Genomic DNA, 23,860 nt, shown 5'->3' with positions numbered 1-23,860 from the left:
TGGTGTGGGTCTCCACGAGCCTCGACACCCGCGGGGGAGTCGCGACCTGTGTCCGCACCCTCCTGGACAGCCCGCTGAGCGAGCGTTGGCAGGTGAGTCACGTCGCGACCCACCGGAACGGGTCGGTGAGCGCTCGTGTCCTCGCGTTCCTCCAGGGGACGGGCCGGTATCTCGTCCTCCTCGCGACTCGGCGACCCGAACTCGTCCATCTCCACACCGCGTCCTACGGCAGCTTCTTCCGCAAGGCGGTACTGCTGTGGATCGCGCGTGTGGCAGGGGTCAAAACCGTGCTGCACGTCCACGGTGCCGAGTTCCACCTGTTCCACGACCGAGCTCCGCGGCTCCTCCGGCTCGTCATCCGGCGCACGCTCGAGGAGACTGCGGCGGTCGTGGCACTGGGGGATCGCTGGGCCGAGCGGCTGCGGCGCATCTCGCCGGGTGCGCGGGTGGTCGTCATCCCCAACGCGGTCCGGCCGGTCGAGGACGGAGACACCCGAGAGGCGTCCGAGCGTGTCCAGGTCGTCTTCCTGGGCGAGATCGGTGACCGCAAGGGTGCCTTCGCCCTGCTCGACGCCTGGGCCGCGGCCACGACCGGTGATTCACCCGCGCGCCTCACGCTGGCCGGCGACGGCGAGGTCGAGCGGGCACGTCGTCGCGTCACGGAGCTGGGGCTGGTGGACTCGGTCGCCCTCCGGCGGTGGCTGACGCCCCGTCAGGTCGACGAGGTACTCGCGGGGGCCGATCTCCTGGTTCTGCCGTCGCGCAACGAAGGACAGCCGATGGCGGTGCTGGAGGCGATGGCCCGCGGCGTCTGCGTCGTCGCGAGCGATGTCGGGGGACTGCCCGACATGATCGAGGACGGCGTGAGCGGAGTACTGGTCCGCCCGGACGCACCGTCCGAGCTGGCCGCCGTCCTCGGGCGCCTGCTCGACGACGCGGACGAGCGCAGACGTCTCGGGGAGGGCGCACGGAAACGCTTCCTCGCGGAGTTCGACCTGTCGGTGGTCTGGCCCCGGATCGACCGGCTCTACCGGGAGGTCATCGCGATATGACTCCCACCCGGCCTCTCCGCCTGCTCTACATCGTCCCCGACCTCGGAGTCGGAGGCGCCGAGCGGCACGTCGTGACCCTCCTCCCCAACCTGGATCCGTCGCGCTTCTCCACGGCCGCGCTGTGCCTCGGCGAGCCCGGCGCGCTCTTTCCCGACCTCGCCGTTACCGGCGTCCCGGTCGAAGCCCTGCGTCTGGTGAAACGGCAGGCGTGCCGCCAGCTACGCGGAACCGTGCGAGCCATCCGGCGGTTCCGGCCCGACATCGTGATCGTGCGCGGCTACAACGCGGAGGTCATCGGACGGATCGCCGCAGCCCTGTGCCGCGTCCCGGCGGTGGTCGTCTGGGTCCACAACGACGGGGACATCACGCCTCGGGGGCGAACCCGTGTGCTGGTCGATCGCCTGCTCGACCGGTTGACCGACGCCTACTACGGCGTGGCCTACGGGCAGCTCGAGTACCTGACGGGGGAGCTGGGGCATCCGGCGGAGAAGATCACGATCATCCACAACGGCGTCGACCCGTCCGCCTTCGAGCCGGAAGCCGCGCCGGACCCCGAGCTGGCGCGGGAGCTCGGCATCTCCACCGCCGACCCGGTCATCGGCATCCTGGCAGCCCTACGGCCCGAGAAGGACCACGCAACCCTCCTCCGGGCGCACCGTCGCATCGTCGACTCGCTTCCCGCCGCCCGGCTGCTCGTGGTCGGCGACGGTCCGGAGCGCCCTCGCCTGGAGAAGCTCGCCGCGGAACTCGGGCTCACGACGAACGTGGTCTTCACGGGGAGTCGCTCCGACGTGCCGGAGGTCCTCCGGCTGTGCGACGTGGTCACGCTGACGTCGACGAGCATCGAGTGCTTCCCCATGGCCCTGCTCGAGGCGATGGCCTCCGGCCTGCCGGCGGTGGCGACGTCGGTGGGCGGCGTACCCGAACTCGTCGACGACGGCGTCACCGGACACCTCGCCTCGCCCCGGGACGCGGAGGGGATCGCCGAGAAGTTGCTCGCGATCCTCTGTGATCCCGCAAATGCGCGGCGGATGGGCCGGGCCGCCCGCCGGCGCGTGGAGGAACGGTTCACGCTGGAGCGTGCGGTTCGCGTCACCGAGCAGGCACTGGTGGACACGGTGCGCGAGGCAACGGGCCGCAGGGTCGAGGCGCCCGTCGAACTGACCCTCGTGATGGACCTGACCTGGATCGGCGGCGCGGAGCGCGTACTGCTCGAGACCTTCCGCGCGATCGACCGGACCCGTGTCAGGCCACGCCTCGTCTGTCTGCGGGAGGCCGGGCCACTCGCGAAGGACTTCCGCGACGCCGGGGTTCCCGTCGAGGTCCTGGACCGCACCGGCCGGTACGACCTCCGTACCCTTCCGCGACTGATCCGCAGCCTGAAGAGGAGCCGCACGGACGTCGTACTCGTCGCTCACCATCACCGCGCGGCCCTCGCCCTGGGCCGGGTCGCCGCCCGGATCGCGGGTGCCCGCAGCGTGATCGCCGCCCACGACATGGACCTGACCTCCGTGGGCGGCCGCTGTCTTCCCCGATCGACGGTCGAGACCTTGTGGCTGTCGGACGCGCTCGTCCTGCTCGCCCGTAGTCAGGGCGACTATCTCCGTCGCGAGGAGGGCGTGGGCCGTTTCCCCTGGCGTCGGACGCGGGAGGTCGTCGTTCCCAACGGCATTCCCCTACCACCGGCACCGATCGCGGCCGACCGTGCCGCAGTGCGCAGCGAACTCGGATACGGCCCCGACGACGTCGTGATCGGGATCGTCGCCCGCCTCTCGGCGCAGAAGGCTCATGAGGTTCTCTTCCGCGCCGTAGGTCGACTGACGAATGCTCTTCCCCGGGTCTCCGTGCTCGTGGTGGGCGACGGGCCACGCGCGGAGGAGCTGGCGAGCCTCACCAGGGACCTCGGGATCGACGACCGGGTCAGGTTCCTCGGAACTCGCCGAGACGTTGCGCGGCTCCTGGCGGGGGTCGACATCTCCTGCCTCTCGTCCGTGCACGAGGGCGTCCCGCTCACGGTCCTGGAGTCCATGGCTGCAGGTGTACCCGTCGTGGTCACCAGGTGCGGAGCCCTGCCCGAGATCGTGGACGACACGGTAGGGCGCGTCGTACCCGTCGGCGACGACCGGGCGCTCGCTGCCGCGCTGGCCGAGCTGACGTCCGACGAGAGTCTCCGTCGTGCGTTGGGCGCCGCTGGCCGGCGTCGCGCAGAAGATCGGTACTCGGTGAAGCGCACAGCCCGCGACCTCGAGAACCTCCTCCTGTCCCTCACCCCCGGAGCGTCGTCGTGAACAAGCGCGGACGAATCGTCGTACTCGTCGAGAACCTCTCTGTTCCGTTCGACCGTCGGGTGTGGCAGGAGAGCAGGGCGCTGACCGAAGCGGGTTACGAGGTGGCCGTCGTCTGCCCCAGGGGAACGACACAGGACACCGAACCCGAGGTCGAGCTCGAAGGAGTCCGGATCCTCCGCTACCCGCTCCGCGCCGCCAGCGGAGGGCCCCTGGGCTACCTGCGCGAGTACCCGCTCGCCCTGCTGCGCACCGCGCGGCTGGTGGCGCGTCTGCGGCGCGAAGGCCCGATCGACGTGATCCACGCCTGCAACCCGCCCGATCTGTTGTTCCTGATCGCACTGGCGCTACGGCCTGGCGGTACCCGGTTGGTGTTCGATCACCACGACCTGGTGCCCGAGCTCTTCCTCTCACGCTTCGGAAACTCACGTCCGGCCCTTCACCGGGTCCTGCTCCTGCTCGAGCGCCTGACCTTCCGGTGCGCCGACTCCGTGATCTCGACCAACGAGAGCTACCGCCAGGCTGCCATCACGCGTGGCGGAGTCGCTCCGGACGAGGTCACCGTCGTGAGGAGCGCTCCCGACCTGAGCCGGTTCGTCCGGCGCGACCCCGATCCCGCGCTCAAGCGCGGAAAGCGGCACCTCGCGGTCTACCTCGGGGTCATGGGACCGCAGGACGGCGTCGACCACGCGCTGCGGGCGCTGGCCCACCTGCGCCATGTGCTCGGCCGGGAGGACGTCCAGGCCGTGCTCATGGGATCAGGCGACTGCTTCGAGGAGCTCGTCAAGCTCCGGGACGACCTCGGTCTCGAAGACCATGTCGAGTTCACCGGCCGGGTCCCGGACGAGTTCGTGCAACGCTGCCTGTCCACCGCGGACATCGCGCTGTCCCCCGACCCCAAGAACCCTCTCAACGACGTGTCCACGATGAACAAGGTCGTGGAGTACATGGCTATGGGCGTCCCGATCGTGTCCTTCGACCTCAAGGAGGCGCGCGTCTCCGCGGGAGAGGCGGCCGTCTACGCCCCGGCCGACGACGAGGAGCTGTTCGCGAAGCTGATCGACCAACTCCTCGACGATCCGTCTCGGCGGCAGGAGATGAGCTCACTCGGCCGCAAACGCGTCGAGACGGAGCTCTCGTGGGAGGTGTCGCGTCGCCACCTTCTCGACTTCTACGCGCGCGTTCTGTCGGCAGGCAGAGCCACGGAGTGACTCACGCGTCTTCTGGTCGCAGGAGGATGAGGCCGTCGTGAGGCGGTAGGACGACCGAGGTCACGGAGGATCCGTCGTTGACGATCGGGTCCTGGGCGCCGCGCAGCTTGCGGAAGGTGCCGTCGAGATCCACGGTCCGGGTCGAGTCACTCGTGTTCGTGAGAACGATGCCGTGCTCGAAGTCCCGCCGGAACACCCCGGGGGCGACGGTGCCGACGCCGCCGTCGAAAGATGCGGTGAGTTCGTCCCACGTCGGGCCACGACCCTTGGGAAGGCCCAGGTAGCCCGGCCCCGCCCCGGCCCCGTCGAGTTCGTCGTACCACGCGGTTTCGCCGTAGTCGGCGCCCATCGGCGCCCAGTACCCGTCCTGCAGGAGCGTTGCAGTGAGGTAGAACCGTGCATCGGCCAGTGACCGAGGAGAGCCGGCCGGCGCTCGCCGCACGTTGATGTTCAGGGCGACTCCGGGCTCGTGGTGCGCCTCGCTGGACGCATCCGACACGTAAGCGTGCAGGTCGTTCGTCGGGCCTCCACGGTCGGCCACCGGATCGGCGAAGCTCTCGAACACCCGGCCGTCGAGGAGTTGACGCTTGAGTGTGCGGTCGCCGTTGGCGACGAGGACAGCACCCGGCATCCGCTCGCGCAGGATCGTCTCGGCCGACGTGATTCCTCGTTCCCACGGACTGTCCGCTCCGTAGATCGCCGATGCAGGGTCGTCGATGCCGTCGTCGTCGACGTCCCAGGAGTCGCGGTCCGCCCCGTAGATCCTGTCGCCCCAGACGTCGAGGAAGATCCCGTCCCACACACCCGACGACCACACCGTGTCGACAACCCAGTTCGCTGCGTACTCGGCGTAGGTCTCACCATCGACCTCGGGCGCCGTGTCCGCGAGGTTGGCCATGACCGTGCCGGGCCACTGCGTGATCAGGGCTCCGGAAGCCGTGTGGGCGAGCCACTCCTTCGGGAAATGACTTCTCGTCGAGCTGGTGTACTGCCACAGGCGGTAGCGATCCGCGTAGTAGCCGGCGGACCCGAGCCGCGGGGGATAGTCGACGACGTTCGCATAGGCCAGCAGGAGGATGCCCGGGTGGCGGTGGCGGAGATCCTGGAAGAACGACTTGTCCACCCGGTGCGCCCACTCGCTGTCGATCACGACCACGTCGTAGCGCGCCAGCTCCTCCGCTGCGGGCAGATGGTCCTGGGTCAGCCAGTAGACCGCGGAGCGGGGAAACGGAACGCCCCCGGAGACGACGCTCTCGTTGCGCCCGGAGGACCCCGAGATGCATGCCGCGACGAAGGAGAGCACCGCGCACAATGCGGCGGCCCTCAGCGCCGTCGTCCGACGACGGCGAAGGATCCTCACCGTTCTATCGTGCCGGATCGCCCTCCCGGGCGAACACGTGGTCACCGACCGCCGACTCGTCAACCTTGACCACCACCGAGCGCAGCTTGCCGCTACCGCTGCGCTCGATCCGGCTCACGACCGTGAACGTGACGTCCTGGCCCGGACCCATGAGCTCCTCCACGTTGCGCAGTGCGCGAGCGCGGACGGTATGTCCGTCGAAAGTCGGGCCCGGTACGGCGCGGATCTCGAACCTGCCGCGACCGAGCTGGACGATCTGGACCTCTGCCAAGCCCTCGAGGTCGTCGACGACGGTCGACGGGAGGGGGATCACCCGGCCGTCGGCGGCGGTGAAGGACTCCTCCACCCGCCCCGACAGCGCGCCCATGAGCGGGAACGGCCGGCCGCACGGACAGGGCTCCGCGGGCGCGGGTCCTACCTCGTCACCCGTGCGGTAGCGCAACAGCGGGAAGCCGAAGTTGTGGAGGGCGGTACCCACGATCTCGGACCGCCCCTCACCGCCCGGGAGAGGCAGCAACTCGGTGATCCCGTAGTCGGTGAAGAGGTGGTAGCCACTGTGCTCGCAGCCGCCCGCCAGCGTCACACGCTCCGTCTGGCCGTAGTGGTCGACGATCGGCGCCTCGTACACGGTGCTCAGCAACTGTCGCTGTGCCCGACCCATCTCCTCCGAGGACGTGATGACCGCCGTCAGCGGCAGACGCTCGCCCGCGTGGTCAAGGAGCCGCGCCAGCAAGGCGAGGCTCGAAGGCCACCCCTCGACGGCTTCCGCCCCGAAAGCGCGGATCTGCTGCAGGATCTGCGGGAGTGTCGCCTCCGTCAGGTGAAAGCTCGACACGAGCAGACGACGGTCACCTGGGACGTTCAGCGTCGGTCCGTTGCCCTCGAGGAACGGGGTACCCCTCAGCACGACGCGCCTGGCCCCACGGCGGAGACCGAACCAGCCCCACTGCCGCTGCAGAGCGGCCTGCTCGTACGCCGACGAGCCGGCGGTCCGGTAGACCTTCACCGGTCGCCCGGCAGTGCCACTCGACATCGACGGCCACATCAGGCCGGGCGGTATGACGGCGAAGTCCTCGGGCGCCGCCATGAGTTCCTCGCGTCCGATCAGAGGCAGACGGTGGAGGTCGTCGAGCGTGCGGATCGACGAAGGGTCGACGCCGGACTCGTGGAACCACCGACGGTAGAAGTTGGAACGCGCGGCCACGAGTCTGACCAGCAGGCGGAGCCGACGTTCCTGCACCTCACGAATGCGCCCAGGGGTGGAGCGCTCAGCTCGTGCCAGGGTTGCGCGCATCGCAGGGCCCGTGGGATACGCCCGGCGAACGCGGTGCTTGAGGCTCTGCAACCCGCCTGGGGGTGACACCCGACGTGCTCCTTCCGACTACTTCGCCGAGCGGTTCCGCTCGTCGTGGATTCGCTCGGGACGGGCCCGAGATCCGTTACCGCCTCGACGCCGCGGTCCTTTACGGTGTCCGGCCGTGACCCGACTCTCGTGGTACGCCCGTCGACTCCGGGTGATGTCCGCCGGCGAGATGGCCTGGCGCGCAGGCACCCTGGCCCGCTCGGCCCTTCGGCGAGACGGAAGGCCGGCGACCGCCGCGCGGCTCCGTGCGGGAGCAGACCTCGACTCCGCCTACGAGGACTTCCGCGCAGCAGCCGGCCGTCCCGTGCTCCTCGATCGGCAGCGGGCGCGCGCGATCGCCGAGACGCACTCCGACGCGGTCGCTCACCTGCTCCGGGTCGCCGACGAGGTGTGCGCCGGTCGTGTCACGTACTTCGGCTACCCGGAGGCGGTACTCGAGCGGCCGGTCGACTGGAACACGGATCCCATCTCGGGGACGCGATGGCCACGCATCAGCGCCCGTCGGATCGATCACCGGAGTGCGTCCGGGGATCCGAAGTGGATCTGGGAGCTCAACAGGCTGCAGCACCTGCCCTGGCTCGCCGAGGCCTGGCTGTTCTCCGGCGAGTCCCACTACGCGGAGATTGCGCTGCAGGACCTCGACGGCTGGGTCGCGCAGAACCGGCCGGGGGTCGGCATCGCCTGGCGGGGCGCCTTCGAGGCGGGGATCAGGGCGATCTCGGTCGCGGTGGCGCTCCAGGGCCTACGGGACCACCCGGAGTTGACGCGGGAGCGCTACCGGGCAGCACTCGACATGCTGGCCGAGTCGGGGCGACGATGCTGGGCCGATCGCTCGCGCTTCAGCAGCGCCAACAACCACCTCGTGGGAGAGCTCGCCGGGCTGGCCGTCATCTCGGCGCTGCACCCCGAACTCGCCGATGCATCGGCGTGGCGACGCAAGTCCCTCGGCGGGCTCGCGATCGAGGCGGAACGACAGATCCTGCCGGACGGGGCGGGGGCGGAACAGGCCTTCGCGTACCAGCTCTTCACCGGTGACCTGCTGCTGGTCGTCGCGGCACTCCTGGCCGCCGGCGGCATCGAGCCGGTGCGCGCGATCACACGAGCTCTCGACCGCAGCGCGGACTTCCTCTCCGCGCTCGTGGGCGTCGAGGATCCGCCGCTGCGATACGGCGACGACGACGAGGGCTTCGCGCTGCGTCTCGACGCCGAACCGGTACCGGACGTCCGTCGGCACCTCGCCGCCGTCGCCGCCGTCACGGGCAATCCCCAGGCGCAGCGCTCGGGACGAGCCGGTCTGACCGCCGCCTGGTTCGGGCGGACGCAGGGATCGGCGCCGACCGGTCGGCCGGACAAGCTCGCCTCCGCCTACTTCCCCGACGGCGGCCTCGTCCTCCTTCGCTCCGGCCGGCGTCGGATCACCATGGACGTAGGGCCGTTGGGTTACCTCGCGATCGCGGCGCACGGGCACGCGGACGCCCTCGCGGTGACCATCACCGAGGACGGTGTCGAGATCGTGGGCGATCCTGGAGCAGGGAGCTACTACGGCAACCCTGAATGGCGGCGCCGACACAGGAGCACCGTCGTCCACGGGACCCTGTCGGTCGATGACGACGACCAGTCCGAGAGTGGCGGAGCCTTCCTGTGGACGCGCCACGCCCGGGTTCGCGTCCGCGGAGTCGACCTGGACCGCGGTGTGGTGGACGCGGAGCACGACGGGTACCTCGTCCTCGACGCACCCGTTGTGCACAGGCGCTGGCTCAGCGCGCCACCCGGAGACCCGACGATCGTCGTGGTCGACATGGTGACGGGCGTGGGACGGCACCGGGTACGGACTGCCTGGCCGCTCCATCCCGACCTCGATCTCGAGAGCACCCGCGACGAGACGACGGACCTCGACCATCGGTCCGACTCGTGTCACGTCGCGACTCGGGCCGGCCGTCCGGCCTTGTACATCCAGCACACCGCCCCGTCCTCGATCTCGCTCGGCCTGCACCAGGAACGTGGTGGATCCGGGCCCCGGGGCCTCGGTTGGTGGTCGGACAGGCTGGAGGCGCGGCGCCCGTCCTGGCTCGTCGGAGCGGTCGCACAGGCCGATGCACCCGCGGTGCTGGCGAGCGTGCTGCGGACCGACGGCGCCGGGCCCGTGGAGGACCTCGGCATGTCCTACGACGGTGACCTCGTCCGCCTGGAGTGGCGCGACAACGGAAGAACGAGCGGGCTGACCATCCACGTCGACCGTGACGCGAGCTGTACACGTTCGTCCTCGTGAGAGGGCGAGGGCACTCTCGTAACGGCCGTCGGTCCGGGGGCGAGCAGGCAGACGTGACGACACCCGTGAGCGCGCCGGTCGGCCGCCCCCTCTGTGTGAGTGTCTTCGGGCTCGGCTACGTCGGTTGCGTGTCGGCCGCGTGCCTGGCGTCGCGCGGCTTCCCGGTCATCGGTGTCGACGCGAACCCCGACAAGGCCGACTTCCTCCGGCGCGGGCTGAGCCCCATCGTCGAGGAGCGGATCGGTGACCTCATCGCCGACGCGGTCACCGCCGGACGACTCACGGTCGCCGACGAGGCCGCGGCCGCGGTACACGACACCGACATCTCGCTGGTCTGCGTCGGCACGCCCTCGGGGAGCGGAGGTGGGCTGTCGACGGCCTACCTCGAGAGGGTGACCGAGGAGATCGGCACGGCACTGGCCGCCAAGAACGGCCGGCACGTGGTCGTCTACCGCAGCACCATGGTGCCAGGGACGTGCGAGAAGTTGCTGATTCCGCTACTCGAACGGACTTCCGGTAAGCGGGTCGGCGTCGACCTCGGCGTCTGTGTCAACCCGGAGTTCCTGCGGGAGGGCAGCAGCGTCCGCGACTTCCTGAACCCTCCCAAGACCGTCGTCGGGCAGAGCGACGACATGAGTGGGCGGTGGGTCATGAACCTGTACGAGGGTCTGCCCGGGCCACGGTTCCAGGTCCCGATCGCCGTCGCCGAGATGACGAAGTACGTCGACAACAGCTTCCACGCGCTCAAGGTGACGTTCGCCAACGAGATCGGCTCGTTGTGCCGGGCCACCGGCCTGGACTCCCACGCGGTAATGGACGTCTTCCTCGCGGACGAGAAGCTCAACATCAGCAAGGCGTACCTGCGGCCCGGCCTGGCATTCGGAGGCTCGTGCCTCCCGAAGGACGTCCGGGCACTCACCCACACCGCGCGGAGACACGACGTCGACCTGCCCGTCCTCTCGAACGTGCTGGTGTCCAACGAGACGCAGATCCGTCGGACCGTTGAGCTCATCACAAGTCATGACCGGCGGCGGATCGCGATGCTGGGCCTGTCCTTCAAGGCCGGTACGGACGACCTCCGCGAGAGCCCTCTCGTCGAGATCGCCGAACGCCTGACCGGGAAGGGCTACGCCGTACGGATCTATGACCCCAACGTCTCGCTGGCCCGCCTCGTCGGTGCGAACCGCGAGCAGCTGGCCGCGCGGCTGCCGCACATCTCCGAGCTGCTCACGGACGACGTCGACGAGGTCCTGGCACATGGCGAGGTCGTCGTCGTCGGTACGACCGATCCCCGCGTCACCGCGGCCGTCGGATCCGTCTCCACCGACCAGATCCTCGTCGACCTCGTGCGGCTGTCCGACGCAGCCGAGCGGCGAGGCCACGAGACATACGCCGGAATCGCGTGGTGAAGACGCCGCCCGTGGACACGACCGAGCGAGAAGGACCGCAGGTGACACGACCCACTTTCAGCATTCTGTCCTCCGTGTACCGGACCGAGCCCTACCTCCCGGCGACGATCGAGTCTGTCGTCGCGCAGACGATGGCGGAGTGGGAGCTCATCCTCGTCGACAACGGGATGTCCGACGAAGTCGTGAGGATCGTCGACAAGTACGCGGGCGATCCCCGCATCCGTCTGATCCGGCAGGAGAACAAGGGCCTCGGCGGCGGGATCGATGCCGCCGCGGCGAAGGCGACCGGCCGCTACTACGCGGTGCTCGACAGCGACGACCTCCTGATGCCCGACTTCTGCGCTCGAACTGCGGCGTTCCTCGACGACCGACCCGAGGTCGACGTCGTGGGCATCGACGCCTACCTCTTCGAGGATTCGGACGGCCAGGATCAGGCCCTGAGCTACCGGGAGTCCGTCGGGATCAAGACCCCGGCCGACCCGGACCACCCCATGGACCTGGTCGAGATGATCGGCGGCAACGTCCTCTACTACACCGCGGCGATCCGCGCCGAGGCGTGGGAGAAGGGCGGCGGCTACAGCTGCGAGACTCCCAAGGTCGAAGACCTGGCGATGTTCATGCGAATGCTCGCCGAAGGCTGTGACATCCGTGTCCTGCCCGAGCGGCTGGCCCGGTACCGCCTGCGCGCCAACTCGTTCTCCCGCGATCCCGCACAGGTGGACGCGTTCGAGGCGAGCCTGGAGCGCTGCTTCGTCGAGGCCACGGCGCTGACCGACGAGGTGGAGGTCCAGAAAGCGCTCGACCGGACATTGCGCCGGATCAGGTTCAACCGGGCGATGCGGATCTCCCGCAACGCGCTGTTGGCCTCCGACACGACCACGGCCCGTCAGCAGGCGCGGGTGGCCTTCCAGCAGAGGCCATCCATGCGGCCCGCCGTGGTGTACGCCGGCCTGTCGGTGGCTCCGGGCGTGCTGCGCCGACTGCATCCGGCCAAGCAACAACTCGGTCGCGTCATCACAGCGGTCACGGTCAGGACCCAGCGACTGCGGGACAAGGCGGCGGCCTGACGATCTCCCTGTGCTCGTGACGCCGGCCTTCCGGCGCCGTCGACCACGAGACGAAGAAGGGGCCCCGGGCACTCGAGCCCGGGGCCCTCCTTTCGTGGCCTCGGAGGGAGCGACGTCAGCGCTCGACCTCGGGAGCGCCCAGCCCCGCGATGGTCGCCGCCATCAGGTCACGGCGACCGCCAGAAGCGCCCTCCCACAGCATCCACGGGCTACGACCGGCGCGGTACAGCGCCTCGAGCGCCGTGCGCTCCTTCACCGTGTCCGCCGGGTGCCAGAACCCCTTGTAGCGGTAGGCGAGCATGCGTCCCGCCGCCGCGAGGGGAGTGCACGCGTCGGCGATGAGGTCGCCGTTCTCGGGGATGAAGTCGAAGATCTCGGGTCGCAGCGCGAAGTAGCCCCCGTTCTCCCACAGGGGGAGATCGCGCACCGTGCTGATGGCACTGATGCGGTCGTCGCCGTCGGGAACCTCCACGCAGTGGAAGGCGGACTGGGGCGGAACCGCCAGCAGCGAGCCAACTGCGTCGCTCGCCTTGAAGGTGTCGATCAGGTCGTTCAAGGGCGCATCGGTGAGGACGTCCGCGTAGTTGGCCAGGAACATCTCCTCGTCGGCCACGTGCTCCTTCACCCGCCGGAGGCGCTCACCGATGGGTGAGTCCAGACCGGTGTGCACAAAGGTGATCTTCCAGTCCTGAATGTCCGATCCCAGGAGGTGGACGTCGCCGCCCTGCATGACGAAGTCGTTCGACGCGGTCTCGGAGTAGTGCAGGAAGTAGTCCTTGATGTGGTGTGCCCCGTAGCCGAGGCACAGCACGAAGTCCTTGTGACCGAAATGGGCGTAGTACCGCATCACGTGCCAGAGCAGTGGCTGCGGACCGACCATCGTCATCGGTTTCGGGATGTCGGACACGCCGTCACGCATCCGCATGCCGTATCCGCCGCAGAACAGAACGACCTTCATCGCGCAGGCCTCACGTGAGGGGACAGGATCGTAGGCGGGCTCGTCCATCGAGGAGCTGCCGTTACGCGAAGGTGCAATTGCCAGCGCACCGTCCCGACGTCATCACACTTCGTGATGCCTGTCCGATTCTCGTAGGTCATCCTCATTCACTGAGTACCCAGGTCCGACTGATCGGAGAGCGCCGTGAGCTCGACCCTCTGGCTTACGATCGCGGCGGTCGCGCTCGGATGGGTCGTGCTCGCAGTCTTCGTCTCGTGGCTCGTCGCGAGGGCTCTGGTGCGTGCCGCGGCAGCGGAGAAGAGTCAGACATCCCATGACGTAGTGGTGTCAAGCGGCGGTGGTGTGGTGGTGGGCCCAGGCGGTGGTCTCGTTGTAGCGGGTGCGGGTCTTGAGGCAGCCGTGCAGTATTCCGACCAGCCGGTTGCCGAGCTGTCGTAGCGCGGCGTTGTGTCCGATGCTGCGAGCGCGGAGGGCGTCGTAGTAGGCGCGGGCACCTGGTGAGGCCCTCAGGGCGCAGAACGCCCATCGATGGACGGCGTCACCGATGCGGCGGTTGCGGGCGTAGCGGGCCAACACGACGGTCTTGCGCCCGGACGCGCGGGTGATCGGGGACGTTCCGCGTAGTTCTTGCGGGCCTTGGCGTCGCGGTAGCGGTGCGGGTCGTCTCCGAACTCGGCGAGCACCCGGGCCCCGAGAGTCACACCGAGGCCCGGAAGGCTGGCGTAGATCTCAGCGTCCGGGTGCCGGCCAAACCCTGACCGATCACCTCTTCCAGTCCCGGCAGCTGCCCGGACAGCGCCGTGAGCAGCCGGGCCTGGGTCAACGCGATCGTCGCGTACGCCGACTCGACCGCAGGCGGCTGGCGCAGCACCGGCGCGCGCAGCGCCGTCTGGATCGCCTCGGCGCGGGCATCGACGTTGCGGCGGCGGTGCCTCTTCAGGATCGCCGCGATCTTCGCCCTCGACAGCCGGGCGGCCCGGTCGGGGTCCGGGGCCCGCTCGAGCAGCTCGACCGCGTCCGGATCGGTCAGCTCCAACCTGCCCGCGACCAGGGCGTCGAGCAGCCCCGGGTGGTACTCCCGCAGCGCTTGGCGCAGCCGCTGCAGGTGCCGGGTCCGGTCCCAGATCAGGCTCTGGTGCGTCCGGGCGACCAGCTTGAGCGCCTCGACGTGCGCGCTGTCCCCGGCCACCGGGCGGTGATGCTCGCGGTCGAGGCGAACGATCTCGGCCAGCACGTGCGCGTCCCCGGCATCGGACTTCGCCCCGGAGGTGGAGTGCCGCTCGCGGTAGCGGGCCACCGACATCGGGTTGAGCGCGAACACCCGGTAGCCGGCCGCGAGCAGCGCGGTGACCCACGGGCCGCGGTCGGTCTCGATGCCCACCACCACCGCCCCGTCGGCGAGCATCCCGGTCTGCGGGTCGAGGTCGGTGTCGTCGAGATGCTCGGCGAGCATCTCGTGCAGCCGGGACATCCCGGCCATGCCCTCCGGCAGCCGCGCTCGCCCGAGTCGTTTCCCGGCCTCGTCGACGATCTCCACGTCGTGGTGATCCTCGGCCCAGTCGTCACCGACGAACAGCAACGGCCCCACCGCCTCCCGCTTGGTCCTTCGTCGACGGCAGCGTGGAGCAGGACCCGCGACCTAATGGTCAAGTGCTCACCGACCCCGACGAGCTCGAGGGCCGGGGCACGTCATCCCATCAGCGGTTCGACCTGCTCGCGACCAGCGGGCGCACGATCTGACTCTAGAGCTCAACGCTCCGGCGACGAGAGTGCTGACCCGCTGGCCGCTACCAGCGCCGAGCCTGGCACAACCCCAGCTCGACAGAACCCATTAGGTGGCACCCTCGTTGCAACAACCGGCGCCGGTCGTACGGCCGGTGAACGAGGACCAGGACACGGCGGCAGCTCGGTCCGACGGCTCTGCGCCGGGGATCCGACGGCCGCGGCGGCAGTGACACTGCCTCAGAGAGCGTTCGCCTCGTCACCGACAAGGTCCTCGGCCACCACCCAGCGGCCTCCCCACTCCTCGACCTGAGGTAGGGCGCGACGAACCTCCTCGAGCAGGTCCGGCACGAAGAGCACCACCGTGTCGGGCCGTTCGTCCACGAGCTGCGCCGGCGACACGATGGGGATCCGACTGCCGGGAAGTCGACGGCCCCATTTCTCCTCCGAGGCGTCGGCGACGGCGAACAGGTCGGCCAACCCGATCCCGGCGGTGCAGAGCAGCGCGACCGCCCGCGAGGCGGCGCTGTAGCCCGCGACGCGCCGTCCGGCTACCAGCTCGGCGCCGATGAAGGTCGCGAGGGCCGCCGACGAGGTGGAGCACGCGTGTTGCAGGGAACGCACGCGCGCGGGGTCGAGCACGCCGACCTTCTCCTCCTCGTCGGCGATCCGACTGACTGTTCCGTCTGGTGCTCCTCCGCGCCGCGCGCCGAGGAGCACCGTCCCCCCGTACAACGGGTACCAGCGAGCGGTCACTGGCGTGAGATCGACTGATTCCAGCATCGTGACCAGGGCCGGAGTCGAGTAGTAGGCGTAGTGACCGTGTCGGAGCGCGTTCCATTGGCCGCGCGCGACGATCGTGGCGAGCGAGTGGTATTGGAAGAACGCGGTTCCGTGCGGCGCCAGCCGCGCCAGCCGCTCGCGCAGGGCGGCTGCCTGGTCAGCCGCGTGCATCATCCCGATGTTGTCCACCAGTACGTCGGCCTTCGCGCTCTCGCCACAGGGCACGGCGCCGTACTCCTGGATCAGGTCGAGCCATGAGCCGCCGTGCGGGCTGCCGAATTCGACGACGCTGCTTCCTGCCGTCAGGTACCCCGTCGAGGCAAGCATCTGAACGGCGTCCCTCGCTTGCCGGACCAGCGCCTCGGGCTCGCGACCCCGGGGTTCGTCGGGAACGGTGGGGTCTTCCGTGAGCTGAGCCAGCCGACATGCCCCGCACATCCACATCCGCAGCGGATGCAGCGCGTCCGGCCCGCGATCGTCGACGAGTGGAAAGTTGTCTCCCGCGGGCTGCAGTCCGGCGTCGAGGACCGTCTCGCCGTCGCGGGAGGCGCAGAAACGGCATGTGATCACGGCGATGCTCCGGCTGCTCAGATCGGGGGCGCGGGGACGCTCCCGTGCGAGTCGCTGTTGTCGGGGCATCCGTTACCCCTCGGCCGGGCCGAGGTCACCTCCGCGTAGCGACCGGACCGCGCTGCGGAGCAGTCCGATCTGCTCAGGTAGTCCGATGTGTGCCCGGCCGGAAGGGAGTAAACGCCCATTGTCCGCGTCGCAACTAACGGTTGGCCCGCCCGGGGCGAGACCCGCGTCACAGGTCCCGGGAGGGGAGAGTCGGCGGTGGCTCCATCAGGCTATGCGACGCTGCTTCATCGAGTCCGGCGTGCTCACCCTGCCAGGTTCTGGTTCGCTCAGCAGGCTCGACAGATCGAGGGTGCAACGTCTGCGCAGATCCGCGAGATGCAGGATCGCCGCCTGCGGCGCCTCGTCCGGATCGCCGCCGCGTGTTCGCCCTACTACCGGGAGTACTTCCGAGAACGAGGCATCGATCCCCGACGGTTCGGAGGCGTAGGGGATCTTCCCCTGCTGCCCATGCTCAGGCGCGATGATCTGGTTGCCTCTGCCGATCGATTCCTCACCGTCCCGCGCCCCCGTGTGTGGCCTGCTCGATCGAGCGGCACCACGGGGTCCGTGATCACGGCCTACCGGACTCCGTCGTCGTCGGTCTACGAGATGGTCGCTCTGGAGCGGCAATGGTCGTGGTTCGGTATTCCGGGGTCTCCGCGTCGCCTCACGCTGCGGGGAAGCGAATTGCGGGCCGATCGTGCCCGAGATGTTCTGCACGAACTGCACGGCAGTAGGCAGTTGCACGTATCGAGTGCGCATCTCACCGCGGAGCACCTTCCGGAGATACTGGAAGCCGCTCGTGCCTTCAGGCCGCAGGTGGTCGAAGGCTGGCCGTCGAGCTTGGCAATCTTCGCCCGACTGCTGCGCGAGGTCGACGCCGTACTTCCGATGCAAGCAGTGATCACCTCGTCGGAGACGATCGGAACTGCGCAACGAACGCTCTTTGCAGCTGCCTTCGGCGGCCCGATCGTCGATCACTACGGCCAGACCGAGCGGGTTGCCATGGCCGGCAACTGTGAGAGAGGCAGCTATCACGTCTTCCCGGACTACGGCTACGTCGAGCTTCTCCCGGTCGGCGAGCAGGAGTGGGAGATAGTTGCCACTCCCTTGCACAATTCAGGTTTCATACTGTTCCGCTACCGCACGGGGGATGTTGTCGGCCCCGCAGGCGAGCAGTCGTGTCCCTGTGGGCGGGCATTCCCGGTGCTCGGACCTCTCGACGGGCGGAAGGAGGACTACTTCGTCGCGGCCGATGGCAGGCTCGTGCCGTTGCCGCACAGGCTGATCAAGAATCTTACGGGCCTGACCGAAGTCCAAGCGGTACAGCTTTCTCCGGGCAGATTCGAGTTCCGGCTCGTACCCGGCCCCGGCTTCGACATCTCCAGCGTCCAGGCGATGGTGCGGGACAACGTGGGACACGTAGTCGGGCCGGGTCAGGAGGTCACCTTCCGAGAAATGTCGCACATCCCCAGAACGGTAGGGGGTAAGTTGCCCAGCACCGTGCGACTGGATTCTTCCGAAGATCGCCGGTGAGTTGCGGCCCGGGCAGAGCGACCGGTGAGTCCGAGGGGACGCGTGCTGCTGCGCCAGGGATCCGACCGGGAGGCAACCGGCGCCTGAGGTAGCGGGCAGCGAGCATCTCTGCCGAGATGACCCGTTCCTGCCGACTCCTCCTGAGGACTTCCTGTGCCTTCCCCGGTCACAGCGTCGACGAGGCGGCGCCGGGATGAGCGTGCATGTCAGCCTCGCGGCCGTGCTCGTGCTCCCCACTCCGACGACCACCGAGGCTTCTCCCCGACGGACCACCGCTCTGCTCGCCGCCGGCGTCTGTCTGCTCGGTGGGCTCTACCTTTGGCGCGGACTCGCCGTTCCCCATGCTGTTCCCGGGCAGCCCGAGGCCGGGCTGACGACCTGGTTCGGCGTCGATCGCTGGGTGTTCGTCGGACGGGGGTGGGCGATCACCTTCGCCGGCCTGGCCGCGGCCGCCGGGCTGGCGGTGTGGAGGTGGCCGGAGCGGGCGAGAATGCTCGCCGTCGACGTCAGCGCGGCGTTGGATCGGCGGGCTGTACGAGGCGTCGTCGCCCTGGTGTCGACGGGTCTCTTCTGGCTGCTCAGCGACCGCACCGAGAACCTCGACGGCTCGCTGCTGCAGGGCAAGTTCGAGGCATCACCGGGCGGGTTCGCCACCCACGACGAGATGCTCGAGCTGTTCCTGCACTCCCGACTCTGGGCCGGGCTGCACGAGTTGTGGGGCTGGGACGCCGCGCAGACCTATCGCCTGGTCTCCTGTCTCGCCGGGGGAATGGCAGTGCTGATCGCTTTGCGCATTGCCCGCCGTTTCGAGCAGCCGTTGCTGGTGCTGGGGCTGCTCGCCGGCGGCGGGTGGGTGATGGTGTTCTTCGGCGACGTCGAGAACTACACGCTCACCGCCGTCGTCGCGCTGGGGTACTTGGCGGGGGCGCTGCGGTTCCTCGACGACGAGGAGGCCCCGCTGTGGCCACTCGGGCTTCTCTTGGGGCTCGGGGTGCTCTGCCATCTCGAGACGCTGGTGCTGGGGCCGTCGCTGCTCGTCCTGGTCGTGATCGGGGTGCGGCATGGTGGGCGGCTCGACGCCGGCCTGGCGCTTACCGCGGTGCCCGCGGTGTTCGGGATGTGGTGGTTCGACCAGCACGGGCTGCCGATCGCGGAGTTGGTGTCCGGCAGCCAGATCACGGCGCAGGGCGGGGACTGGTCGCGCTTCCTCCTCCCGGACGGCGCCACGGGGTGGTGGTTGCAGCTCCAGTTGGTGCTGTTGCTCGCGCCGGCGGTCGTCCTGCTCCCGGCGTGCCGGTTCGCGGGCGTGCGGAGCGTGTTCCTCGGGGTGGCGTCGGCGGGGGCTCTGCTGCTGGTGGTCGTCTGACGGGCGCAGCTCGGGGTGTTCGATGACTGGAACCTCTACGCGATCACTGCGCCGCCGCTGATCCTCCTGGTCGCGTCCGGGCAACGGCGACCGAGCGCGCCCTGGGCGACCGCCGTCGTCGTCCTCACCGGCACGCAGACGTTGGCCTGGGTGCTGGAGAACCACTTCTAGATGATCGATTCCTTGAAGGTGGCGTGTCGATCAGCCAAGACATGGGAGGAGGGCGGCCATGATCGACTGTGACGAACGACCTGGACGCCCTCCTGACCGCACTGTATGTGGAGATCGACGATCATGTGGTCCCGGCTCGCCGAGGACGAGGACGAGGACGAGGACGAGGACGAGGACGACGACCCCGACTCAGCGACGCCGAGCTGTTGACCCTGGCCGCGGCCCAGGTGCTGCTCGGGGTCGACACCGAGCACCGGTGGATCCGGTTCGCCTACTGCCGCCTCGGACACCTGTTTCGGTATCTGCCCAAGCAGCCCGGCTACCACAAGCGCCTCACCGCGGCGGCTCCGTTGCCGGCCGCGGCGATCACCCACCTGGCCATGGTCAGCCCGTCGTGGTGCGACGACCTGCGCTTGATCGATGCCACCCCGCTGCCGTGCGGAACCTCGCGCGAGACCGCGAAACGCTCGGACTTGGCCGGACACGCCGGCTACGGGTACTGCGCGGCGCCCTCCCGGTTCTACCGGGGGTTCAAGCTCTACCTGCTCGCCGCCCCGGACGGGATGCCGATCGCCTGGTGTCTGGCCCACCCGAAACCGGCGGACGAGATGTCTGCCTGGACCTGTTGACCATCGCCGTGGAGACCGGACGCCTCGCCTCCGGAGCGACCGTGTTGGCCGACAAGGGCCTGGCCGGACGCGAGATCGAAGCCCGGATCGCCGCCCTCGGAGTCACCCTGCTGCGCCCAGACCGAGGCGACGAACGCACCCGCCACGGCAACCTCGGCGGGGCAATGGATCGAGTCGGTGTTCGACACGTTGAAGGGCCAGCTCGGCCTGGAACGCCACGGCGGGCGCACCTGCCAAGGCGTAGGCACCCGCGTCGCTCAGCGGCTCTTCGCCCTGGCCGCAGCGGTCTGGCACAACTGGACCACCAACGCCCCACTCAAGCGCAGCGTCACCGCCTACGACCACTGAACACCAACTTCACGAAATCGATCATCTAGTTGATATTTGCGCCCAGGTGAGGGAAGAAAGCCTCGTCCGAATTTCTGCACGAACTGACAACAGGCGTGTAACACGGTGCGGCCGAGGGCCGAGCGGTGTAATGCGAGTCTGTCGGGGGCCGTCGCAATGGCGCGAAGGCCGACTAGGGAGTGGTAATGCCTGCACAAAGGGAGAGTAAAGGACCTGTCGAGGCGCGGTTTGTCTCAATTGTGATCTGTGAGGGAAATCGCCTCTTCGCCGACGCGCTCTCGGCCTTGCTGTGTCAGCAGGGTTTCGACGTGCGCGCCGTCGCTCGCTCGGCCGGAGAGATCGTCGCCGCAGTGCGTAGGACGCAACCCGACATCTGCCTCCTGGAGCGCTCCCTGCCCGACGGAGACGGACTCGATGCCATCGAGGAGATCCTCGCAACGAACTCGGCGGTCAGGGTCGTCGTGCTGGCCGCCGAGAGTGAGGTGAGCTCGGCCTCCGAGGCCCTGGTCCGGGGCGCGGCCGCGTACGTACACAAGTCAAACGGGATCGGGGTTCTCACCGAGTCGATCCGCCGGGTACGTGCAGGTGCCGTCGTCGTCGACACGGTCCGGAGCCAGGAGCCTCGTTCACGTCGCCCCGTCTCGGCGATCCAGATGCTCGCCAGCCACCTCACGCTGCGGGAACGTCAGTGTCTCGGCCTGCTCGTCGAGGGCATGGGAACGAAGGCGATGGCACATCGGCTCGGTGTCGCGCCCACCACGATCCGCAGCCATGTCCAATCGGCCCTGACGAAGCTCGGAGTGCACTCGCGCCTGGAGGCGGCGGCCCTGACGGTGCGGCACGACCTCGCTTCGCCTGCGGAGGCGGCGCTCGGGCGTCTGGAACACGTGGTCTGAGGTCGGGCGTCCGGGGCCTCGCCCGGAGACGCACGACGGCAGGCGCGTCCTCTCGAGTCGGGGACGGATGATCGCCGCCCCTTCGTCTTGAGCGAAGACGAAGGGGCGGCGACTGCTGTGTGGATCTCGCGCCCCGGCTTCTGCACCTGTGCAGTTCGCCAGATTTCCGGCACCTACCACATGGACGTCACGAATGCACTCCTCGATACAGGATTGCACGTGAAATGTGTACGGCTACGCCGAAAGTAAAATCTGTGCGGGGAACTCTCGACTCCTCGCTCAGGAGGCCTCGGTGCCTCGAATCTTGTTCGATCCGCAAGGCCTGCGTACAATTCTCGGGTCGGTTCTGCTGCTGAGGGAGACGGTTGCCGTCCGCGCCGCGCTCAACTCGTCATCACGGACCAGGTGGTAGATCCCGCGAGCGGGCAGCCGCTAGGGAACGAGGACGACCCGGATGGCACGACAGACGAGGCCGAGGTCGCGCCGCAGGCCGCGACCCGCCAGGTAGTCCAGGTCGAGTGCCAGCCTCGGGTGGAGATGGTGACGCACGTAGAACGCCTCGGGGTCTCCTGCGACATCGAGCTCGTCGGCCTGTTCGCCGGCGAACAGCAGTGCGCCGGGACCGATGACTCCTGGGCGTACCGCGAGCAGCCGTCTCTCCGACGGTGTGTAGTACGGGATGAACCGTGGGACCTCGGGGCGAGGCCCCACGATGGTCATCTCGCCTCGCAGGACGTTGACCAGTTGTGGCAGCTCGTCCAGGCGGCTCGCCCGCAACATGCGGCCGACCCGGGTCACACGGGGATCCTCACGGCCGCTCACCGCCGCGCCCAGACGGTCTGCGTCGACGACCATCGTGCGGTACTTCCAGATGGTGAAGGGGCGCCCGTCGCGGCCGACTCGTTCCTGCCGGAAGATCGCAGGACCGGCACTCGTGGTCCGGACGAGGAGCGCGAGCGCCACGAGGACCGGCACGAGCAGGAGGCCGGCAAGGACTCCGAGGGCCAGGTCGGTGGCCCGGCGGGCCGGGCTGTCCGAGTACAACGGGACGGCTCGGACGGATGAGTCGACTGGAGGCATCATTGCAGCTCCCGTAGTACGTGCAACGGTTCGGCGGCGGGGCGGCCGACGCGACTGCCCCAGTAGGCGGCACGTTCGGCGAGCGCCTGGAGGGACCGTGGATGCGGATAGGTGCGGAGCTCGCTGGCGTAGCAGGCCATGGCTCGCAGCTTCGTGTCGAGGGTGTCGGAGATGTCGACGAACAACCCCGGTGTGAAGGCGGCATCGGACGTCGGCCAGGCCCATTCGGTGGAGGACGGTGTCTCGAAGACCGCGAACCGACGTAACAGAGGTGCGGCGTACGGCCGGCAGGCGGTCCATGCGGCCCGTCCGACCACACCATGGTCACAGTTCACGTCACCGGGGAAGTGGGTGTAGACGGTCTCCGGTTGCAGCTCGCCGAGCACTCGCTCGATCGTCTGCGTCACATCCACGAGTGGAAGGGCGTCGAGGCGCTGGTCCGGCAGCGAGCAGTTCCGGACCGAAGCCAGGCCGAGCACGTCGGCCGCCCGTTTGGCGGCATCGGCGAGGACATCGACCATGTCGGCGTCGTACCTGCTCGTCGCGCCCTCGGCGAGGATGACCGCGTGCACCTCGTCGCCGGCACGAGCGTGCTTGGCGAGTGTGCCACCGATGCCGAGCAGCTCGTCGTCGGGATGTGCGGCGAGGACGACGACGGTGCTCATGAGGTTCCCCCTGCCCGTGTGACCGTCACCGCCGTCTCCTCGGCTCGGGGTCTCGGCCCGAGGCCGAGGGCCCACAGAGCGGTTGCAGGATGGACGGCGTCGAAGTGAGCTCCTCGTCGTAGGCCGGCTGATCTGCACCAGCGTGAAGCGGGTTGTGGGAGAGCGCCGGGGTCGGACATGTCGGTGACGAGCAGCGAGCCGGCCCCGGTGGCCACCAGGAGCCCCTCGTCCCCGACGTGCAGCACGGTCCCGGCCGGGGCCGCCTCGTCGGTACCGCCCGGGAGCCGGCTCCCCCACAACATGACCCGGACACCCCGGATGGACGTGAAGGCGCCCGGATAGGGGCAGGTGAGCGCCCGGATCCAGTCGTGCAGCGCGCGGGCGGGGCGCGACCAATCGGTGATACCCATCTCGGGGGTCCGCTTGGGCAGCACGGAGGCGGACTTGCTGTGCTGGGGCCGACGTGGCGCAGTGCCTGCCAGAAGTGCCGGGAGGTGCTCGGTGAGCATCTGGGCGCCCGCCTCGGCCACACGGGCGTACACCGTGGCACAGGTGTCGTCCGGGCCGATGACGATGCGTCGCTGGTCGACGATGTCGCCGGTGTCGGTACCGGGATCGAGCATCATCATCGTGTTGCCGGTGACGGTCTCGCCGCGGAGGATGGCCCAGTTCACCGGAGCCCGCCCCCGGTTGTGCGGGAGGAGCGAGGCATGGAACCCCACGCACCCTCGCGGGGGCACCGCCAGGAGCGGCCGGCCGATGAGCCGCGTCCAGCCGACCACGACGATCAGATCCGGCCGGGTCTCCCGAATCGCCGCCACGTCTTCAGGGGCGTTGACGTCGACCGTGTGCAGTACCGGGAGTCCTTCGGCTTCCGCCACAGCGGCGAGGTCCACCGCCCCGGACGGTGAATGCTCGCTGATCCGGGGCACGGTCACCAGCAGGACGACCTCTGCGTCGACGGAGGCCACGACCGCCTCGAGTGCGGGCCCGGCCTCGTGCACGGCCCCGATGAACGCGACACGGCCGGGTGCGCGGGCGCGGAGGGGCCTGACGTTCGACATGGCTGTCT

At 69.1% G+C, this 23,860-nt stretch carries 17 protein-coding genes and 2 pseudogenes; 11 read left to right on the top strand and 8 right to left on the bottom strand.

Annotation, left to right across the window (positions count from 1 at the left end; all coding sequences use genetic code 11):
* Positions 1 to 125 precede the first annotated feature (125 nt).
* Genes ACQP04_RS29495 through ACQP04_RS29485 form a run of 3 tightly spaced genes read left to right on the top strand, consistent with a single transcriptional unit; the run spans position 126 to position 4,548 of the window.
* A complete protein-coding gene (locus ACQP04_RS29495) occupies positions 126 to 1,052 on the top strand; it encodes a glycosyltransferase family 4 protein (RefSeq protein WP_433503793.1) in 927 nt (308 codons plus the stop codon).
* A complete protein-coding gene (locus tag ACQP04_RS29490; RefSeq protein WP_433503792.1) occupies positions 1,049 to 3,340 on the top strand; it encodes a glycosyltransferase in 2,292 nt (763 codons plus the stop codon). The genes ACQP04_RS29495 and ACQP04_RS29490 overlap by 4 nt, the downstream gene beginning before the upstream one ends.
* Complete coding sequence (locus ACQP04_RS29485) at positions 3,337 to 4,548, top strand: glycosyltransferase family 4 protein (RefSeq protein ID WP_433503791.1); 1,212 nt, start codon at positions 3,337 to 3,339, stop codon at positions 4,546 to 4,548. The genes ACQP04_RS29490 and ACQP04_RS29485 overlap by 4 nt, the downstream gene beginning before the upstream one ends.
* A 1-nt stretch (position 4,549) precedes the next feature.
* Here ACQP04_RS29485 and ACQP04_RS29480 read toward each other — a convergent pair whose 3' ends face one another.
* Both ACQP04_RS29480 and ACQP04_RS29475 read right to left on the bottom strand, forming a co-directional pair.
* Positions 4,550 to 5,908, bottom strand: a complete 1,359-nt coding sequence (locus ACQP04_RS29480; RefSeq protein WP_433503790.1) for a putative glycoside hydrolase — start codon at positions 5,906 to 5,908, stop codon at positions 4,550 to 4,552.
* 4 nt (positions 5,909 to 5,912) lie between these two features.
* The gene (locus tag ACQP04_RS29475; protein WP_433503789.1) at positions 5,913 to 7,202 is read right to left on the bottom strand and encodes a phenylacetate--CoA ligase family protein; all 1,290 of its coding nucleotides are present in this window, start codon (positions 7,200 to 7,202) and stop codon (positions 5,913 to 5,915) included.
* A gap of 37 nt (positions 7,203 to 7,239) precedes the next feature.
* Here ACQP04_RS29475 and ACQP04_RS29470 point away from each other — a divergent pair, with 37 nt between their 5' ends.
* Genes ACQP04_RS29470 through ACQP04_RS29460 form a run of 3 tightly spaced genes read left to right on the top strand, consistent with a single transcriptional unit; the run spans position 7,240 to position 12,016 of the window.
* Positions 7,240 to 9,540 (top strand): alginate lyase family protein, encoded by a 2,301-nt coding sequence (locus ACQP04_RS29470; protein WP_433503788.1) that lies wholly within the window; start codon positions 7,240 to 7,242, stop codon positions 9,538 to 9,540.
* Between the two features lie 53 nt (positions 9,541 to 9,593).
* Positions 9,594 to 10,949: a nucleotide sugar dehydrogenase gene (locus ACQP04_RS29465; RefSeq protein WP_433503787.1), complete on the top strand. Its 1,356-nt coding sequence runs from the start codon at positions 9,594 to 9,596 to the stop codon at positions 10,947 to 10,949.
* 41 nt (positions 10,950 to 10,990) lie between these two features.
* On the top strand, positions 10,991 to 12,016 hold the full coding sequence (locus ACQP04_RS29460) for a glycosyltransferase family 2 protein (protein WP_433503786.1): 1,026 nt from the start codon (positions 10,991 to 10,993) through the stop codon (positions 12,014 to 12,016).
* 115 nt (positions 12,017 to 12,131) lie between these two features.
* On the opposite strand, the gene ACQP04_RS29455 is transcribed toward ACQP04_RS29460, so the two are convergent.
* The 3 genes and pseudogenes from ACQP04_RS29455 to ACQP04_RS29445 all read right to left on the bottom strand — a co-directional run bounded on the left by ACQP04_RS29455 (position 12,132) and on the right by ACQP04_RS29445 (position 16,049).
* A complete protein-coding gene (locus tag ACQP04_RS29455) occupies positions 12,132 to 12,974 on the bottom strand; it encodes a glucose-1-phosphate cytidylyltransferase (protein WP_433508461.1) in 843 nt (280 codons plus the stop codon).
* A 327-nt stretch (positions 12,975 to 13,301) separates the two neighbouring features.
* A pseudogene (locus ACQP04_RS29450) lies at positions 13,302 to 14,553 on the bottom strand (IS110 family transposase).
* 383 nt (positions 14,554 to 14,936) lie between these two features.
* Positions 14,937 to 16,049 carry a class I SAM-dependent methyltransferase gene (locus ACQP04_RS29445; RefSeq protein WP_433503785.1) on the bottom strand — a complete coding sequence of 371 codons (1,113 nt, stop codon included), beginning with the start codon at positions 16,047 to 16,049 and terminating at the stop codon, positions 14,937 to 14,939.
* Positions 16,050 to 16,664: 615 nt separating this feature from the next.
* Between ACQP04_RS29445 and ACQP04_RS29440 the strand changes: the two genes are divergently transcribed.
* From ACQP04_RS29440 to ACQP04_RS29420, 5 genes and pseudogenes are all read left to right on the top strand, one after another.
* Entirely contained in the window at positions 16,665 to 17,633 is a 969-nt protein-coding gene (locus ACQP04_RS29440; RefSeq protein ID WP_433503784.1) for a hypothetical protein, read from the top strand.
* A gap of 193 nt (positions 17,634 to 17,826) precedes the next feature.
* On the top strand, positions 17,827 to 18,999 hold the full coding sequence (locus ACQP04_RS29435) for a hypothetical protein (RefSeq protein WP_433503783.1): 1,173 nt from the start codon (positions 17,827 to 17,829) through the stop codon (positions 18,997 to 18,999).
* A 15-nt stretch (positions 19,000 to 19,014) separates the two neighbouring features.
* Positions 19,015 to 19,170, top strand: a complete 156-nt coding sequence (locus ACQP04_RS29430; protein WP_433503782.1) for a hypothetical protein — start codon at positions 19,015 to 19,017, stop codon at positions 19,168 to 19,170.
* Between the two features lie 68 nt (positions 19,171 to 19,238).
* Positions 19,239 to 20,147, top strand: a pseudogene (locus ACQP04_RS29425) (IS982 family transposase).
* 185 nt (positions 20,148 to 20,332) lie between these two features.
* Complete coding sequence (locus tag ACQP04_RS29420; protein ID WP_433503781.1) at positions 20,333 to 21,043, top strand: response regulator transcription factor; 711 nt, start codon at positions 20,333 to 20,335, stop codon at positions 21,041 to 21,043.
* 432 nt (positions 21,044 to 21,475) lie between these two features.
* Here the strand turns inward: ACQP04_RS29420 and ACQP04_RS29415 are convergent, their stop codons facing one another.
* The 3 genes from ACQP04_RS29415 to ACQP04_RS29405 are packed head-to-tail and all read right to left on the bottom strand — an operon-like array spanning position 21,476 to position 23,852.
* A complete protein-coding gene (locus ACQP04_RS29415; protein WP_433508460.1) occupies positions 21,476 to 22,123 on the bottom strand; it encodes a sugar transferase in 648 nt (215 codons plus the stop codon).
* Positions 22,123 to 22,788 carry a PIG-L deacetylase family protein gene (locus ACQP04_RS29410; protein WP_433503780.1) on the bottom strand — a complete coding sequence of 222 codons (666 nt, stop codon included), beginning with the start codon at positions 22,786 to 22,788 and terminating at the stop codon, positions 22,123 to 22,125. Before ACQP04_RS29410 ends, ACQP04_RS29415 begins: the two co-directional genes overlap by 1 nt.
* Positions 22,785 to 23,852 carry a methionyl-tRNA formyltransferase gene (locus tag ACQP04_RS29405; protein ID WP_433503779.1) on the bottom strand — a complete coding sequence of 356 codons (1,068 nt, stop codon included), beginning with the start codon at positions 23,850 to 23,852 and terminating at the stop codon, positions 22,785 to 22,787. Before ACQP04_RS29405 ends, ACQP04_RS29410 begins: the two co-directional genes overlap by 4 nt.
* Positions 23,853 to 23,860 lie beyond the last annotated feature (8 nt).

The sequence above is a fragment of the Pseudonocardia halophobica genome (assembly GCF_050948485.1).
Taxonomy (GTDB): domain Bacteria; phylum Actinomycetota; class Actinomycetes; order Mycobacteriales; family Pseudonocardiaceae; genus Pseudonocardia; species Pseudonocardia halophobica.
Note: the sequence above shows the minus strand (reverse complement) of the source record. Positions and strands in the feature narration are given on the sequence as shown.

What these genes read in the sequence shown, in the direction of transcription:
- ACQP04_RS29490 (WP_433503792.1), top strand. Translation starts at nt 1,049, where the DNA reads ATGACTCCCACCCGGCCTCTCCGCCTGCTCTACATCGTCCCCGACCTC.
- ACQP04_RS29475 (WP_433503789.1), bottom strand. Translation starts at nt 7,202, where the DNA reads ATGCGCGCAACCCTGGCACGAGCTGAGCGCTCCACCCCTGGGCGCATT.
- ACQP04_RS29455 (WP_433508461.1), bottom strand. Translation starts at nt 12,974, where the DNA reads ATGAAGGTCGTTCTGTTCTGCGGCGGATACGGCATGCGGATGCGTGAC.
- ACQP04_RS29435 (WP_433503783.1), top strand. Translation starts at nt 17,827, where the DNA reads ATGAGCGTGCATGTCAGCCTCGCGGCCGTGCTCGTGCTCCCCACTCCG.
- ACQP04_RS29420 (WP_433503781.1), top strand. Translation starts at nt 20,333, where the DNA reads ATGCCTGCACAAAGGGAGAGTAAAGGACCTGTCGAGGCGCGGTTTGTC.
- ACQP04_RS29415 (WP_433508460.1), bottom strand. Translation starts at nt 22,123, where the DNA reads ATGCCTCCAGTCGACTCATCCGTCCGAGCCGTCCCGTTGTACTCGGAC.
- ACQP04_RS29410 (WP_433503780.1), bottom strand. Translation starts at nt 22,788, where the DNA reads ATGAGCACCGTCGTCGTCCTCGCCGCACATCCCGACGACGAGCTGCTC.
- ACQP04_RS29405 (WP_433503779.1), bottom strand. Translation starts at nt 23,852, where the DNA reads ATGTCGAACGTCAGGCCCCTCCGCGCCCGCGCACCCGGCCGTGTCGCG.